The following is a 14,684-nucleotide window of genomic DNA, read 5'->3' on the forward strand; positions in this document are numbered from 1 at the left end:
AGAATTTCTCCAAAAAGAGCGTTTATCGCTCTTTTTTTAATTATGTCTCATTGTACAGAAAACGACCTTGAATGCGGTGATCGACTGTGATCTAATAGCTATTATTCGCTCAGAGTTAAATGTAATGGCTAACTATAAACCTGACTTATCCTGCCAAAGTAAATTCATTCCGATTGATTTTTCACAGCAAATTATCCCCGGTACTTTTGAATACGCACTTTCCCATATCGTCGACAAACACCTTGATCTAAGTACTTTTGATAAATGGTACAACAACGATAAAAATGGCGCGGCTGCTTATCCACCGTCAGTGATGTTGAAGATAGTTCTGTTTGGTTATTCGCGTGGGTTAGTCAGTAGCCGTCGTATTGCAAATGCGTGTGAAACCAATATTACCTTCATGAGATGTTGTTGAAAAAAGAGGGGGTGATGAGCAACCTCATTACACTTCAATTGCCAGTTTTGTCGCTAAAATGAAAGACCAAATTGAACCACTTTTTACTCAAGTATTAATGATATGCGACCGTGAAGGTTTGATAGGCCGTAACATGTTTGCGATTGATGGATGTAAAATTCGTTCGAATGCTAGTAAAGAGTGGAGTGGCACATTTGATGAACTTGAGCGTAAACAAGCGAAGTTGCGCAGTGCAAGTCAGCGCATACTTGCACGTCATCAAGCACAAGATAGTTTGAGTGAAGATGAAATTGCCCATGATTTAAAACAGCAGGCTAAACTTGATAAAAGCGCGGATAAAATTAAAGAATTTTTGGCGACCAATGAAGAGAAGTTAGGTAGTCAGAGAAAGCCCGTAAAAAGTAATATCACTGACCCAGACAGTGCGAAGATGACCACGAGTAAAGGTACTATTCAAGGCTATAACGGCATTGCCATTAACGATGATAAACATCAAATCATTTTACAAGCCCAAACATGGGGAAGTGTGGGAGAGCAACAAACCTTAAAACCCGCTATCGAAGTTTTGCAAAAACAACTGACTCAACTTGGTACGCCCGAGACCTTTAGTGAAGCAAAGTTTACTGCTGACAGCGGTTTTCATAGTGAAGTTAATCTTGAATTTATGGCTACAACGGGGCTTGATGCTTACATGGCAGACACTGCATTTAGAAGTCGTAATCCATTATTTAAAGAGAGCGAAACCTATCATACAGAGCAAGAAAAACGACGATTAAAACGGAGTAAAGGACGCTCTAGATTATTTAATAGTAGTGACTTCCACTTTGATGAAAAGAAACAAATATGTCATTGCCCAGCTGGTAAGGAAATGTGGTTGAGTGTTAAAGATGTCGAAACAGCAGGTCGACATTATGTTCGCTACTCAGGATATTTAAAAGATTGCCGCGTTTGCCCTCTGCAAACTCAATGCATGAGAAAGAAACCTATAAAACAAGGTCGGCAGGTTCAGTTTGAAATAAATGTATCTGCAAAACCCATCTCGTATACTGATAAAATGCGAGTCAAAATAGACAGCAGTCCTGGCAGGCGAGAATACAGTAAACGACTCGGAGCCATTGAACCTGTGTTCGGCAATATTACTGTGAATAAAGGGATGAATAAATTCACGCTGCGCGGCCAAGATAAAGTGAATACGCAATGGAAAATGTACTGTCTCGTTCATAATATAGAGAAGTTAAGGAATAATTTACATTAATCCAAGGGCTAAGCCCTTAATTCGCAATAATCCAACCTAATTAACCTCATAAACACTCTTACAACTCAATTTAATCAATCATTTATTGAAAAGTGAATAATCTATTTGAATCTCAAGTAAATATAAAATACTGTGCTTTTATAATTAAAATTCGGGCTGAGAATGAAAAATTCTACAGCCTCGTTAGCTTTACAAGGAGAGTCTGGTGTCTGACGATAATGAAAAGGAATTAAAAGGTAAAATAAAGTCTTCTTCTGTATCAGGAGATATAGTTACAATTAGCAAAATAACTACTCCTTTACTTGCTAAAGCTGCAGCAAACATTATATCTGGAAGTTCATTCATTCATTTCCCTGACATCGTGTTATCTGGCGAAAAGAAGAAATCTCTAGCCGAGGAAAAAACTGAATTAATGAAAGAGTTGGCTAAACTTGATGTCGACCCAGAGACCTTTGATACTCTTTTAACTAATGAGCTTGATAGGAAACTTAAAGTTAACTTTGGTGTGGCATTTTTGATTTTGACATGTCTCTTCACCATAGCGTCTTATGCTATCGTTATTCTGGATTCTATTTATAGTTGGGGGATATCAGAAATAGCCATAACTGCATTAATTATTGAAACTCCAATACAATTTATTGGGCTTTTATATATTATTGCTAGAAATTTATTCCCCAGTCAAATAGCAAAAAATAAAGCTAATATGTCATTTCAGCAGGACAAAAACAGCTGGTTTTTGCTTGTACCTCGCTAATTTTAAACAGCTATTTTATTGCCTCTGAATGAAACGTTACTCGTTGTTAGTCAACGTCCTTAAGATGTTAGCCGCACTATGAATGTAACAACCTTATAGCGTGAGGCTAAGTAACCCCCAAGAGCAGCAAGTCGTTTATAAAATGATGCCTGATTCATTAAGCTCTTTCGTCATAATGCCCATTGCATCAAACAAAGGCCGTGGAAAGCAAATATACTTTTATAATTATTTAGCTGTTCAGTAATAAGGTTAACCTGCTCATCGTCATTTAGAATAAAGGCTCATTCCTATGGTAAGTATGTGGCACACAAACACTACCGTAGTCAGCACAAAACGCATCTTTTGATAATCTTTGTGATAGGTTTTCCATTGCGCTGTGGTCTTTTCAAATACAAGCACCAACCAAAAGCTTGCTCCTAACCAAGCAAGCGCCCATTCAACAGGCAAAAAGGATAAAAAGGGTACCGGAATAACAGGTACTACTGCTTTTATTGCATCGCTATAACTTTGTTTACCAGCACGCCACAAATTACCGGCCATAAAAGCAAGTATGGCAATACTATAAAAGGTAAAAAACGCTAAGTTCGCACTATTACTTCCAAATAATATCGGCCAGGCTACGCTGCCTAAAAATGGCAATAATCCTAAATAACCAAGTTGAATATGATTAGTAAATTTTTTCATTGCGAGATGCCTTATGTGTCAATGTTTTAAGCACGGAGCTTTTAGTACTGAGTTTAAAATATGAATAAAGTAACAATTTATAAATGAGTTACGAAAAGTACTAATCAATAGTTCAATATCAAAAATTGATTGTGCTAATCTAACCAATCAATTTTATTTCTCTGTGGCCTGACTGTATTAATAAGTCAACGCGCAAGGTGACGTCAAGACACCCACTAGGTAAACACAATCAAATCAAAATTTTACGATTTAATACCATGGGCATTCTGTTATTCTGTATTAACACCCCTAACAAAGTGCGGAGAGGTTGGTTAAACGCTCTCGTTATCATGCTTATTGGATTAAACACATGACTCTCAACTACATCCCTACTATTAAAGACTGGCTTTTTCTGTTGTTACTCATTCTGTTGTGGGGAACATCATTTATGTTTACTGCCGTCTCACTGCAAAGCTTTAGCCCTGTGGCGATAGTCTCTCTGAGAGTGTTGATTGCGGCGATAATTCTCACTCTGTTTATGTATATTAAAGGGTGGCGTCTACCTGTGGAGCCGTTGGCTTGGGGGATCTTTTTACTGTTCGGTATTATGGGGAATTTGTTGCCTTTTTTCTTATATCAACGGGGCAAAAAGATATCAGCTCAGGCATTACCGGATTATTGATGGCATTTATGCCGTTGGTAACAATGATTTTGGCACATTATTTTGTGTCAGGGGAGAGCCTTAATCGCTTTAAAATTTTCGGTTTTTTGTTAGGTATAACTGGTGTGGTGATTGTACTTTGGCCGTCGCTAGTAGGCGCTCACAGTAGTTTACTGAGTGGTCTGTTGATTTTATTCGCCACTTTTAGTTATGCGATAAATGCTATTTTGGTGAGGCGATTACCTTCTTATAACCCTGTTGTGACAGCCGCTGGGGTGATGATTATTTCGAGTCTCGTTATAGTGCCATTGTGGCTGTGGCAGGATTTACCGTGGCAACAGAGTTATTCTTTAACAGCCTCGTTATCCATGTTGTGGTTAGGTGTCGGCCCGACTGCGTTTGCGACCATTCTTTTGTTTGCCGTTATTGGCTCAGCAGGTCCTACGTTTCTTTCTTATATAAATTACGTGATCCCAATTGTGGCGTATTTTACTGGCGCGTTACTTTTGGGCGAAGCTATAGAATGGCGAACTCTAGCAGCAATGATATTCATCATTATAGGCATCGCACTCACGCGAAAGCGGGTTGCTATTGAATAAAAAATAAAGCGCTGTTAGCGGTTATTAGTGAGTGTTAATAACCAGTAAGCTTATTTACTTTTTACCCTCTTTTGTTGTGCCTGGGTTTTGCTCGGCACGAAGGGCGTTTTGTGCGCGTTCATCCAATGGAACACAACAACGTTTATTTTCTGGTGTTAACCCCATTTCATCTAACCAGTTGCAGTAGCGTTGCCATGCTTTCGTTATTATGTTCATAAAGCCCCGATTTTGATTAATAATCTAATGTCCTAGTGGATATATAATACAAGGTTATATATTTTAAAAAATACATGGTTAGTGATTCTATGCAGTCTCTCATACTATTAAGCTATTTGGCTTTCTTCTAAATTTGCAGATCATTATCTTCAACTCCTTATTAGAATATTAAGATTAAACAATGTTTTCCCAACTAATCCATTTATAAATTGACTGCTGAACCGCTAAGCGATATTAATATCTTCGAGGTTTTTTATATGGATTGTAAAATATTGCCTATGGCATCAGGAGTGAGTGATGAGTACACAACAGTTTGAGCAAGTAATTGCCTTGATTGATGACGCGAATAATCAAGATCCTAATAAAGTTTGGAATGGCAATATTGAATGGCCAAAAGAGCGATTGTATTCAGAACGAATGACTGAAATGTTAATGCGTTTTAAGCCGGAGGCCAAGGATGTCATTAAAATTGCTGTTCGAGCACAACATATACTGCGTTGGAAATCATTACGAAGTGACTATCCGTTAGGCAAACAAGGCTACCATCAATGGCGAACCGAGCTTTACAGCTTTCACGCTGAGCGTGTCGCTGAATTAATGCAACAGGCTGGTTATGAGCAGGCAGAAATTGATCAAGTTAAACAGGCCGTGGGTAAAAAATCCATTAAACGCAACCCTGATACACAACTACTTGAAGACGTTGCAGGGTTAGTGTTTGTTGAGCACTACATGTTTGAGTTTGCTAACAAACACCCTGAATATACGGAAGAGAAGTGGATGGGTATTATCCTTAAAACCTGGAAGAAAATGTCTGATGATGCGCATCAGTTTGTATTAGACGGCGGGATTACTTTACCTGCACCTTTACAAGGTTTAATTGTTAAAGCAATTAGTTAATTGCTCTCTTACGACTCTGCTTTTTGTTTGTTGAGAAAAATAGTGGGCATATATAAATTTTTTATCGAATTACTAAAACCACAGAATGGCATATTCACCATATTGTTGAAAAAGGTAAAGGCGGTAGTAATGAACTGAGTAGCTTAGTGTTGTTGCCCCCTAATTATCATCGAAAATTGCATGTGTTACCGTCAACCATTTGAAATAAACAGTATTTATGACTAGAGAACAAGATATTAAATATTATGTTATTTGGGATAACCGTAGAATAGGATTTATTTTAAATGATGTATATCATGACAAAATAGGAGATCCTTGCGCTATATTTGATCAAGACTCTCTTTCTGGTCTAGGCAACAAGGAATTTACTGTTGATGAAGATGATGACCTTCTAAGAAGTGATGGAACTAAGTTTAGAGTTATCTCTGAGTCGGATCCTGAGTTGAAGAAAACAATGTATGCAAACGGAGGCTCGATTTAAACGCTGGGCTGTACTTATGTACTGACTTATAAAGGCTTGAGCCGTATGCGGGTAAACTCGCACGTACGGCTCTTAGGGGAGGGGTGAACAGTCATTATCGCTCCTTATCCGGCATTCTGGCTGCATAAATCGTCTACTTCACCGTTGCTTTGACACTCGTTTTTTGTTTTATATTAAAATTAAGTTTAAATAATGGTTGTGATTTCTTTAAGGTTTAGAAAATCTACAGCGCCATTATTTACTAATCTGGGAGTTCATATTTTGTTAATCGGTCAAGTTGCAGAACTTACTGGCGCGACTCGTAAAGCTATTCGTCATTATGAAGCGATAGAATTAATCCCTCTCCCAAAAGAAGCGGTAGTTATCGAGTTTACAGCGATCATGACGTAATGGTGATCAGTATGATTCGAAGAGCACAAGCCCTCGGTTTTAGCCTCAAAGAGCTCAAAGATATTGTATCTAGAAAAATTGCCGATCAAAAACTGCCTATACCGCTTGTTTCTGCTCAAATAGACAATAAAGTCATCGAATTAGAGAAAGAAGCATTGTCCTTACAGTCTAAGATTGAAAACCTAAATCAATTTAAAATTGATTTGATTAAAGAATTTTCTTGACCTTGTCTCTAAGGGCAAGGCTTATATTTGTCTCTGAATTTATTAACGGAGATATTTATCATGAAGGATTTAACTTTTAAGAACAAAACGGTATTAATCACTGGTGCCTCTTCAGGCATTGGTAAAGAATTTGCTCATCAACTTGCTAACCAAAATGCAAACTTAATCATTACTGCAAGAACAACGAGCGATCTTATTGAGTTAGCTAACACATTACAGTCTGAAAATTCGGATATTTGGGTAAAAACAATTTCCGTCGATCTAAGTGAAGCAAATGGTGCTCAATTGCTATTTTCAGGCGTTGGCGATATGGGACTATCAGTAGACTTCCTAATAAACAATGCTGGCTTTGGTCAGTTTTGTGAGTTCTCAGACGAAACTTTTTCAAACTACCATGAAATGATGATGCTCAATATGCATGCCCTTGTCGAGCTTACTCATCTATTTATTCCTCATTTCAAAGGGCAAAATAGTGGAGGCGTTATTAATGTTGCATCTACAGGCTCTTTTCAACCTTTACCTTATCAAGCAGTATATGGTGCCTGTAAAGCTTTCGTATTAAGCTTTTCAGAAGCATTAACTGGTGAATTGTTAGATACAAACATTCGAGTGATGGCTTTATGTCCTGGTGTAACTGAATCTAATTTTATGAAAAGAGCAAATGCAGATACATCAGGAATGACGTTTTTATCTGCAAAAAAAGTGGTTAACACTGCATTAAGTGCATATGGTAAAAACCGCGTCTATGTAGTATCTGGTTGCGTTAATTATTTAACATCATTAATACCTCGATTTATTTCGCGAAAGAGAGCAATGATCATTGTTGCCAAGATGTTTAAACATAGTGTGTTAAATAATAAAGCTCAGCAAAAAATGCATAGCTCCACACTCTAAAAGGGAGTTAACTTATTACTGCTTTAAAAGTGATGGGGCGCTTTTAAAGCAGCAATATTTTGTTTTAAAAAAGGTTGAATGAGTCAAGTGCTCGTTTATTTTACTATCGCTTCTAGATATTTTTTATAGGGAAAGAGTGAAAGGGGAAATTTATGTTAGCTGTTATTTTAGAGTTTGATGTAATTGAAGGGATGGAAGAGGAATTTAGAATTGCGTGGATTGAAACGACGGAGTTGATATACCAACATTTTGGCAGTTTAGGCTCAAGGTTACATAAAGCAGAAAATGGTAAGTTTATTGCTTACGCACAATGGCCAAGTTTAGATATTTATGAAAGTGAGCACAATTGGCCTGTTAATTGCGCACACTCTAGAGAAAGAATGAGAGCGACCCTTAAAATAGGTAAGCCAACACTGCTTCACAAATTGACATTAGATACTGATTTGTTGAAAGGTCTTGTGTAATACTAATCAGGCTAATTAACCGATCGACTTAGCTGGTTAAAATAATTGATTGCTTGGTTATGAATGTCGTAAAAGTATAAAAATAGCGGGCACCCATTTTTTATAATCTATTTAAATCTCAAGTAAATACAAAATACTGAGTTTAATAATTAACATTAGACTGCTTATGGGGAGTTCTATCGCTTCGATGTACACTATAAATGGGGTAGGTTATGCCATTAAATATAAAGTTAAATTATGTTGAGTTTCCCGCTAAAGATATCTCGGCCACAAAAAAGTTCTTCGAAGATGCATTTGGTTGGAACTTTATTGATTACGGTCCAGATTACACTGCTTTTGAAAATGAAGGGTTAGACGGTGGCTTTTATAAGTCTGATTTAACATCGCTAGCTTCAAATGGGGCTGCCTTACTCGTATTGAAAACAAGTAACTTAGAGCAAACTAAATCAAGGGTAGAATCTTTTGGTGGTAAAATATCTACCCCCATTTTTTCATTTCCTGGTGGCAGTCGTTTTCATTTTATTGAACCTAGTGGCAATGAGTTTGCTGTTTGGTGTGTAACGGATACATAGCAAATGCCTTTAGTAGGTATGTTAAGAAAGTTGCATATATCCATCTTTAAGAAAATATCTTTACACCTCCTAAATAAAAAACATACTTATTACAGCTAGATCTCGCTTGAAGGTGCTGTTTAATTAACAGTGCATAACTGATTTATATAGGCTGATTGGGAGAGCTAGAGAGCGGCCACTCCTCTTCTGAAAGTTGGTTGGCATTGATCAACTGGCTTCGTAACTCACCGACTTTTTGTTTTAGTTGGTCTCGTACCAATCTCACTGCTGGTGTGATCATCTGTTTGCTAGGCAAAACTAACCATAACTCTGTAGTAGGAAAATGGTAGTCGGTCATCACTCTTGTGAGCTGCCCGTTTAATAATGCTTCTGCAATATCGATAGCTGATTTCTTGGCAACACCAACACCATCAATGCACCAGCGGCGCACCAAGTCTCTATCATTAGCTGCACGGTTACTGCTCATTTTTATTTTAAATGCTTGTGAGTCTTTATAAATCAGCCAATGCAGCAAAAATGTGGTTGCCTAGTGGTTCATTTTGGATACAACATGCTGGTGAAAGCCATATCACTGCGGCAAGTGGCGAAGAGAATCTTATTTATTTAGAGATTGATAGCGGGCCATACTTAGTAGAGCCATAAGACCAAGCTTTCGATAATGGTGAGCGACCAGTTAATGTGTCTGAAAATAATATGTTTTGGTTAACGGCTAATGATGCGAACTGGTTAGATGCAGGTAGCGCTAAAATTAGTTACCTTTGGGGTAACCCAAAAGCGACTAACGGTAGTTTTGTTAAGTTACCGGCTGGCTTTAAAGGTAGCTTAGAAAATGATACTGAAATGAAAGCTGTAGTGGTAAAAGGGAGTGCAAATTATCAATGGTCTTTAGATCCGAAAGTGACCTCTCTATCACCAAGTAGTTTCTTTAGTTCAGACTAGATCTGACATTTTGACTTGAAAAGTTGAGAGTTACCCGTTTTGATAAAGGTGTCGAATCTTTATTTCAAAACAGCTAAAAAGGTAGCTCTCATGTTTCATACTAACAATCCAAATCATGAAACACTGCTTTAAAAAGCGTTTAGAGCACACCTTTATAAAACCAACTATTCTTACAATTTTTGCTTTTTCATAAGCGTTAATGAAATTTAAAATAACAACTTCCTGTCTGTATCTTCATAACTAAAAAGTGGCTTCACAATTTCATCGAATTAATTACGTAATTTAGTGCTTTTTTGTGTGCTATCGAGCGCTTCTTAATTTATTGTATTGTTAATATATTTCTTTTTACATAGCCTTGTGCTTTGTCGTTACTCTCCGATACTTAAGTAGGTATACATGAATAGTCAAATCAGTCAAAAGTTAGATATTCTCGAGCAAGTATTTACCCAACTAAAAGCACATTTTCCGGTGCGAGAACAACCTTTATTAGAAAACTTTATTTCCGGCATTTATCGTGATGTGAGTATTGTTGATTTAGCCACTATTAGCCCAGATGATTTAGCGGGGTTAACGGTTTCTTTGTGGCGTGAAGTGCATGTTTGGAAAGGGCAAGCTGCCAAAGTTAAAGTGTTTAATCCAGATGTAGAGCAAGATGAGTGGCAGTCTACTCATACTATTATTAGTATCTTAAATCGAAATATTCCCTTTGTTATTGATACCATTAAGATCACCCTCAATAAATTAAATACCAAATTGCACCGTATCTTTTACAGTGAAGTATGCAGTGAGCGTACTGTGGCAGGAAAACTACGTAAACTTAATACCGATGACATCAAGGTTAACGATTTAAATACCGAGTTATTGTTATACATTGAAATTGATCAAACCAGTTCATCGGCTGAACGCACTAAAATTCAAGCGAGTTTAGAGCAAGCATTAGCGAATGTGTCGCTAGTGGTTGATGATTACACTAGCATTCAAAGCAAAGTAAAAAGTGCTATTCAAAAGAGTAAAAAAGAGAGTAAGTTAATTACAGAGAAAGATGACTTTGTAGAACAACAAACTTACCTAAGTTGGATGTTAGATGATCACTTCACCTTTTTAGCCTGTGATGAATTTAAAGTAAAAGATAATGTTATTAGCATTAGTGAAGGTAGCGCCTTAGGCCTATTTAAACATAAAGATTTCATGGCGGATTTAGAGCACTTTGATTGTTTAAGTGAATTAAAAAATGGCTCTTTATTACACTTTAGCAAAGTCTCACAGCGTGCGATGGTACACCGTATTGCTTACCCTGATGTTGTGTATATTAAGCAGTTTAATAAACAAGGGGAGTTAGTGGGAGGGATACGTTTAATTGGCCTTTATACCTCTTCTGTTTACAGCGGTAGTCCACTAGGTATCCCAGTTGTTCAGCATAAAATCAGTAATGTTTTAGCCCAGTCTGGTTTGAGCTTAGGAAGTCATTACTACAAAGAGTTAACACAAATTTTATCAACCTACGCGGTGGAAGATTTGCTGTTATGTGATGAGCAAACCTTGCTGAACAATGTCATTGAAGTCTTGCATGCGCAAGAGCGAAAGCAGCTTAAACTTTTCTTAAGAACCGACGGTAATAAGCGTTTTGTGACGGCGTTATTATATGTGCCGCGTGATCTATATAATACGGAAGTCAGATTAAAATTCGTTGAGCTGTTATCTCGTACGCTGGATATTGCTGACAGTGATTTTCAAACTTACTTAAGTGAATCCAATTTAGCGCGTTTACGTTTGGTCATTCATCTAGATAAGCCTTACCAAGGTGACTTAGAAACGAATGCTATTCAGCTACGTATGCAGCAGATCACCAAAGCGTGGAGTGAAGAGTTACAAGAGTCACTCATTGAAAACTACGGTGAAGAAACGGCAGTCAAGTTAGCGCGTAAATATAGCTCTGCTTTCCCAACGAGTTACCAAGATAGCTTTAGTTCTCGTGTTGCAGTGACAGACATTGCACGCATTGAGTCTTTATTTAACTCACCTGAACGTTCAATGGGGTTACGTTTTTACCGCTCTATTGAAGCCAATAACAGTGGTTTAAAACTTAAACTATTCCATCAAGATGGCGCATTATTATTATCTGATTTAATTCCTATTTTAGAAAACTTAGGGTTAAAAGTTGCTCAAGAATATCCGTTCCAAGTTTGCCCAGCAGGTGAAAGTACTTTCTGGTTATATGACTTTACCTTGTTATATGGGGATGACGCTGGTTTTGACCCAGAGAATTACCGTCATCTGTTCTCCGATGCATTTTTAGCTATTTGGTATGCCGAAACTGATAATGACCCATTTAATAAGCTTATTTTAGGGGCTGGCATTGCGTGGCGTGATATCGCTATGTTGCGTGCTTATGCCAAATACTTGAAACAGATCCGCTTTGGTTTTAGCCATTATGCGATAGCTAAAATCTTGTTAGATCACAGTGGTTTTGTAAAGCAGATCGTCGAACTATTCCATGCGCGCTTTAACCCTGAGCAACAGGTCAGCTTAGAACAACAAGCCACTCTAGAAAATAATATTTTGGAAGCGCTTAATGAAGTCAGCAACCTGAATGAAGATAGAGTGCTGCGTAAATATGTTGAGCTGATCATGGCGACGATTCGTAGTAATTACTTCCAACAGCAAGATGGGCAATTCAAAGAATACATTAGTTTCAAATTTGACCATAACAGGATTGGTGAAATTCCATTGCCACGTTTGAGTTATGAGGTGTTTGTTTACTCTCCTCGTTTTGAAGGTGTGCATCTTCGTGGTGGTAATGTTGCTCGTGGTGGCCTGCGTTGGTCTGACCGCGGGGAAGATTACCGAACTGAGGTATTAGGCTTAGTAAAAGCGCAACAAGTGAAGAACTCTGTGATTGTTCCGGTAGGCGCAAAAGGTGGCTTTGTGGCTAAGCGTTTAAACCCTAGCATGGATAGAGATACCTTTATGCAGGAAGGGATTGCCTGTTACAAAATGTTCATTAGTGCGTTATTAGATATCACAGACAATTTAGAGGCAGGTAACCTGCTACCGCCTCAACAGGTGGTGCGTTACGATAATGATGATCCGTATCTAGTGGTAGCCGCTGACAAAGGGACTGCGACCTTCTCTGACATTGCTAATGAGTTAGCAATGGATCGTAACTTCTGGTTAAACGATGCCTTTGCATCGGGTGGCAGTAATGGTTATGACCATAAGAAGATGGGGATCACAGCAAAAGGTGCCTGGATCAGCGTGCAGCGTCATTTCAGAGAGCTAGGTGTTGATGTACAAGAACATCCCATTTCGGTTGTGGGTATAGGCGACATGGGCGGCGATGTATTCGGTAACGGTATGTTGTGTTCTAAGAAGATTAAATTAGTGGCTGCGTTTAACCACTTGCATATTTTCATTGATCCTAATCCCCAAAAGCTAGATGCGTGTTTTGAAGAGCGCCAACGTTTATTTGATACACCAAGAACTAGCTGGGCTGATTACAATACTAAATTGCTCTCTGCTGGTGGTGGTATATTTGAACGTTCTGCGAAGTCGATTGCAGTTTCACCAGAAATGGCAAAAGCTTTTGATATCAAAAAAGCCAAAGTAACACCTACCGAATTGATCTCATTACTGCTTAAGTCTGAAGTGGATTTACTGTGGAATGGCGGTATTGGGACTTATGTAAAAAGTAGCAAAGAAAGTCATGCAGATGTTGGTGATAAAGCCAATGATATCTTACGTGTAGATGGAAATGAGTTACGCTGTAAAGTGATTGGCGAAGGCGGTAACTTAGGCATGACACAAAGTGCGCGTATTGAGTTTTCTGTTAATGGCGGACAATGTTTCACGGATGCTATCGATAATGCGGCGGGTGTAAACTGTTCGGATTTAGAAGTTAATATTAAAATTCTATTAGATAAATTAGTGTCAAAAGGTGACCTCACGGTTAAACAGCGTAATGTTTGGTTACAGAATATGACTGAACAAGTGTCAGACTTAGTACTGCACAATAACTACCGCCAAGCACAGAGTATTAGTTTATCGTTTTTACAAGGTGCCAAGAGCATTGAAGCATTACGAGGATTAATCAATAGCCAGGAAGAGAAGGGAAAACTGAATCGTAGCTTAGAGTTCATCCCAAGTGATGAAGAGATCAGTGAGCGTAAAAATGCTGGGTTAGGTGTAACGCGTCCGGTTATCTCGGTGATGATCTCTTACGCTAAAAATGAGATGAAAGAGGAACTGGCTAAAGCACGTATTGCTGAAGATGGTTACTTAGCGAAAGAGGCTGAAAAAGTGTTCCCAGGTGAATTGGTTGAAGCTTATAAAGCGGAGATCCACGAGCATCCTTTATTATCTGAAATTGTTGCCACCCAGGTGAGTAATGATCTGTTTAATATTATGGGCGCGAGCTTTGCTCACCGTATTATGTCAAGCACAGGCTGTTCTTTCCTAGAGTTAGCAAAAGCTTGGGTAGCGGCTCGTGATATCTTCGATTTACCAGAGTTATTAGCTGAAATTGAATCCTTAGATAATAAGATAGCAAGTGCGGTACAGGCTGAGTTAATTAACAAGCTAAAACGTATGGTACGACATGCTTCACGTTGGATTGTAAGAGGGCATAGAGATCAGCTAGATTGTGCTTCTTTAATTGATACCTATAAAAAAGCGTTACATGAAGTGAAAGGCAACTTACCCACTTTATTAAGTGAGAAAAGCCTGTTAAAACGCCAAGCTGAGTTAGCCTATGCTGAGCAGGAAGGCGTGCCTAAAGCATTAGCTGAGAAGCTTTGTAATACCGAGCAATCTTATGCTCTATTAAACATCATTGATGTTGCCACTAAACTGAAACTGGACGTGAAGTTAGCGGCGCAAGCTTACTTTTATTCAGAAGAGAAGTTGAAGTTAATGGATATTGCAGGGCAACTTAACTTGTTGCCTGTTGATAGTCATTGGCAATCTCTTGCTCGTGAAGCGATGCGTGATGATTTAGAGTGGCAACAAAAACGCATTACCCGTGCGGTATTGTTAACCATGAAAGACAAAGATGTGGAAACAGCCTATGCAAATTGGCAGTCTCAACACCAAAGCTTAGCTGATCGTTGGTTGAAAATGACCGATGCATTACTCTCGGTTAGCCTGCCTGAATTTAGTATGTGTCAGGTGGCATTAAGAGAGTTACTTGACCTGTCGAAGAATTAGATAAAAGCTTAAACAACTTAAGCAGCTAAAACCAAAAAGGCGATGTTAGTGATAACAT

At 38.3% G+C, this 14,684-nt stretch carries 15 protein-coding genes and 2 pseudogenes; 14 read left to right on the top strand and 3 right to left on the bottom strand.

What is annotated here, in order from left to right; genetic code table 11:
• Positions 1-124: 124 nt before the first annotated feature.
• Both ACLKL2_RS17170 and ACLKL2_RS17175 read left to right on the top strand, forming a co-directional pair.
• Positions 125-1,670, top strand: a pseudogene (locus ACLKL2_RS17170) (transposase).
• A gap of 205 nt (positions 1,671-1,875) precedes the next feature.
• On the top strand, positions 1,876-2,424 hold the full coding sequence (locus ACLKL2_RS17175; protein ID WP_413692582.1) for a hypothetical protein: 549 nt from the start codon (positions 1,876-1,878) through the stop codon (positions 2,422-2,424).
• A 264-nt stretch (positions 2,425-2,688) separates the two neighbouring features.
• Here ACLKL2_RS17175 and ACLKL2_RS17180 read toward each other — a convergent pair whose 3' ends face one another.
• Positions 2,689-3,108 (bottom strand): DUF3429 domain-containing protein, encoded by a 420-nt coding sequence (locus tag ACLKL2_RS17180; RefSeq protein ID WP_413692583.1) that lies wholly within the window; start codon positions 3,106-3,108, stop codon positions 2,689-2,691.
• Positions 3,109-3,535: 427 nt separating this feature from the next.
• Here ACLKL2_RS17180 and ACLKL2_RS17185 point away from each other — a divergent pair, with 427 nt between their 5' ends.
• On the top strand, positions 3,536-3,769 hold the full coding sequence (locus ACLKL2_RS17185) for an EamA family transporter (RefSeq protein WP_413692584.1): 234 nt from the start codon (positions 3,536-3,538) through the stop codon (positions 3,767-3,769).
• Positions 3,667-4,347: a DMT family transporter gene (locus ACLKL2_RS17190; RefSeq protein WP_413692585.1), complete on the top strand. Its 681-nt coding sequence runs from the start codon at positions 3,667-3,669 to the stop codon at positions 4,345-4,347. Before ACLKL2_RS17185 ends, ACLKL2_RS17190 begins: the two co-directional genes overlap by 103 nt.
• 54 nt (positions 4,348-4,401) lie before the next feature.
• Here ACLKL2_RS17190 and ACLKL2_RS17195 read toward each other — a convergent pair whose 3' ends face one another.
• Positions 4,402-4,563: a hypothetical protein gene (locus tag ACLKL2_RS17195; protein ID WP_413692586.1), complete on the bottom strand. Its 162-nt coding sequence runs from the start codon at positions 4,561-4,563 to the stop codon at positions 4,402-4,404.
• Between the two features lie 297 nt (positions 4,564-4,860).
• On the opposite strand from ACLKL2_RS17195, the gene ACLKL2_RS17200 reads away from it, so the two are divergent.
• From ACLKL2_RS17200 to ACLKL2_RS17235, 8 genes are all read left to right on the top strand, one after another.
• The gene (locus tag ACLKL2_RS17200; protein ID WP_413692587.1) at positions 4,861-5,460 is read left to right on the top strand and encodes a DUF4202 domain-containing protein; all 600 of its coding nucleotides are present in this window, start codon (positions 4,861-4,863) and stop codon (positions 5,458-5,460) included.
• 68 nt (positions 5,461-5,528) lie between these two features.
• Positions 5,529-5,663 (top strand): HNH endonuclease, encoded by a 135-nt coding sequence (locus ACLKL2_RS17205; protein ID WP_413694354.1) that lies wholly within the window; start codon positions 5,529-5,531, stop codon positions 5,661-5,663.
• 14 nt (positions 5,664-5,677) lie between these two features.
• A complete protein-coding gene (locus tag ACLKL2_RS17210; protein WP_413692588.1) occupies positions 5,678-5,941 on the top strand; it encodes a hypothetical protein in 264 nt (87 codons plus the stop codon).
• A gap of 261 nt (positions 5,942-6,202) precedes the next feature.
• Positions 6,203-6,331, top strand: a complete 129-nt coding sequence (locus ACLKL2_RS17215) for a MerR family DNA-binding transcriptional regulator (RefSeq protein ID WP_413692589.1) — start codon at positions 6,203-6,205, stop codon at positions 6,329-6,331.
• On the top strand, positions 6,331-6,555 hold the full coding sequence (locus tag ACLKL2_RS17220; protein ID WP_413692590.1) for a MerR family DNA-binding protein: 225 nt from the start codon (positions 6,331-6,333) through the stop codon (positions 6,553-6,555). The genes ACLKL2_RS17215 and ACLKL2_RS17220 overlap by 1 nt, the downstream gene beginning before the upstream one ends.
• Before the next feature lie 60 nt (positions 6,556-6,615).
• Positions 6,616-7,449, top strand: a complete 834-nt coding sequence (locus ACLKL2_RS17225; protein WP_413692591.1) for an SDR family NAD(P)-dependent oxidoreductase — start codon at positions 6,616-6,618, stop codon at positions 7,447-7,449.
• Between the two features lie 152 nt (positions 7,450-7,601).
• The gene (locus ACLKL2_RS17230; protein WP_413692592.1) at positions 7,602-7,913 is read left to right on the top strand and encodes an antibiotic biosynthesis monooxygenase family protein; all 312 of its coding nucleotides are present in this window, start codon (positions 7,602-7,604) and stop codon (positions 7,911-7,913) included.
• Between the two features lie 212 nt (positions 7,914-8,125).
• Positions 8,126-8,485, top strand: coding sequence for a VOC family protein (locus ACLKL2_RS17235; protein ID WP_413692593.1), 360 nt, complete (start codon positions 8,126-8,128; stop codon positions 8,483-8,485).
• A gap of 142 nt (positions 8,486-8,627) precedes the next feature.
• Here ACLKL2_RS17235 and ACLKL2_RS17240 read toward each other — a convergent pair whose 3' ends face one another.
• Entirely contained in the window at positions 8,628-8,999 is a 372-nt protein-coding gene (locus ACLKL2_RS17240; RefSeq protein WP_413692594.1) for a LysR substrate-binding domain-containing protein, read from the bottom strand.
• Between the two features lie 2 nt (positions 9,000-9,001).
• On the opposite strand from ACLKL2_RS17240, the pseudogene ACLKL2_RS17245 reads away from it, so the two are divergent.
• Positions 9,002-9,424 (top strand): annotated as a pseudogene (locus ACLKL2_RS17245) (DUF4437 domain-containing protein).
• Positions 9,425-9,820: 396 nt separating this feature from the next.
• Positions 9,821-14,626 carry an NAD-glutamate dehydrogenase gene (locus tag ACLKL2_RS17250; protein WP_413692595.1) on the top strand — a complete coding sequence of 1,602 codons (4,806 nt, stop codon included), beginning with the start codon at positions 9,821-9,823 and terminating at the stop codon, positions 14,624-14,626.
• Positions 14,627-14,684: the final 58 nt, after the last annotated feature.

It is taken from the genome of Psychromonas sp. KJ10-2 (genome assembly GCF_047323255.1).
Classification (GTDB): domain Bacteria; phylum Pseudomonadota; class Gammaproteobacteria; order Enterobacterales; family Psychromonadaceae; genus Psychromonas.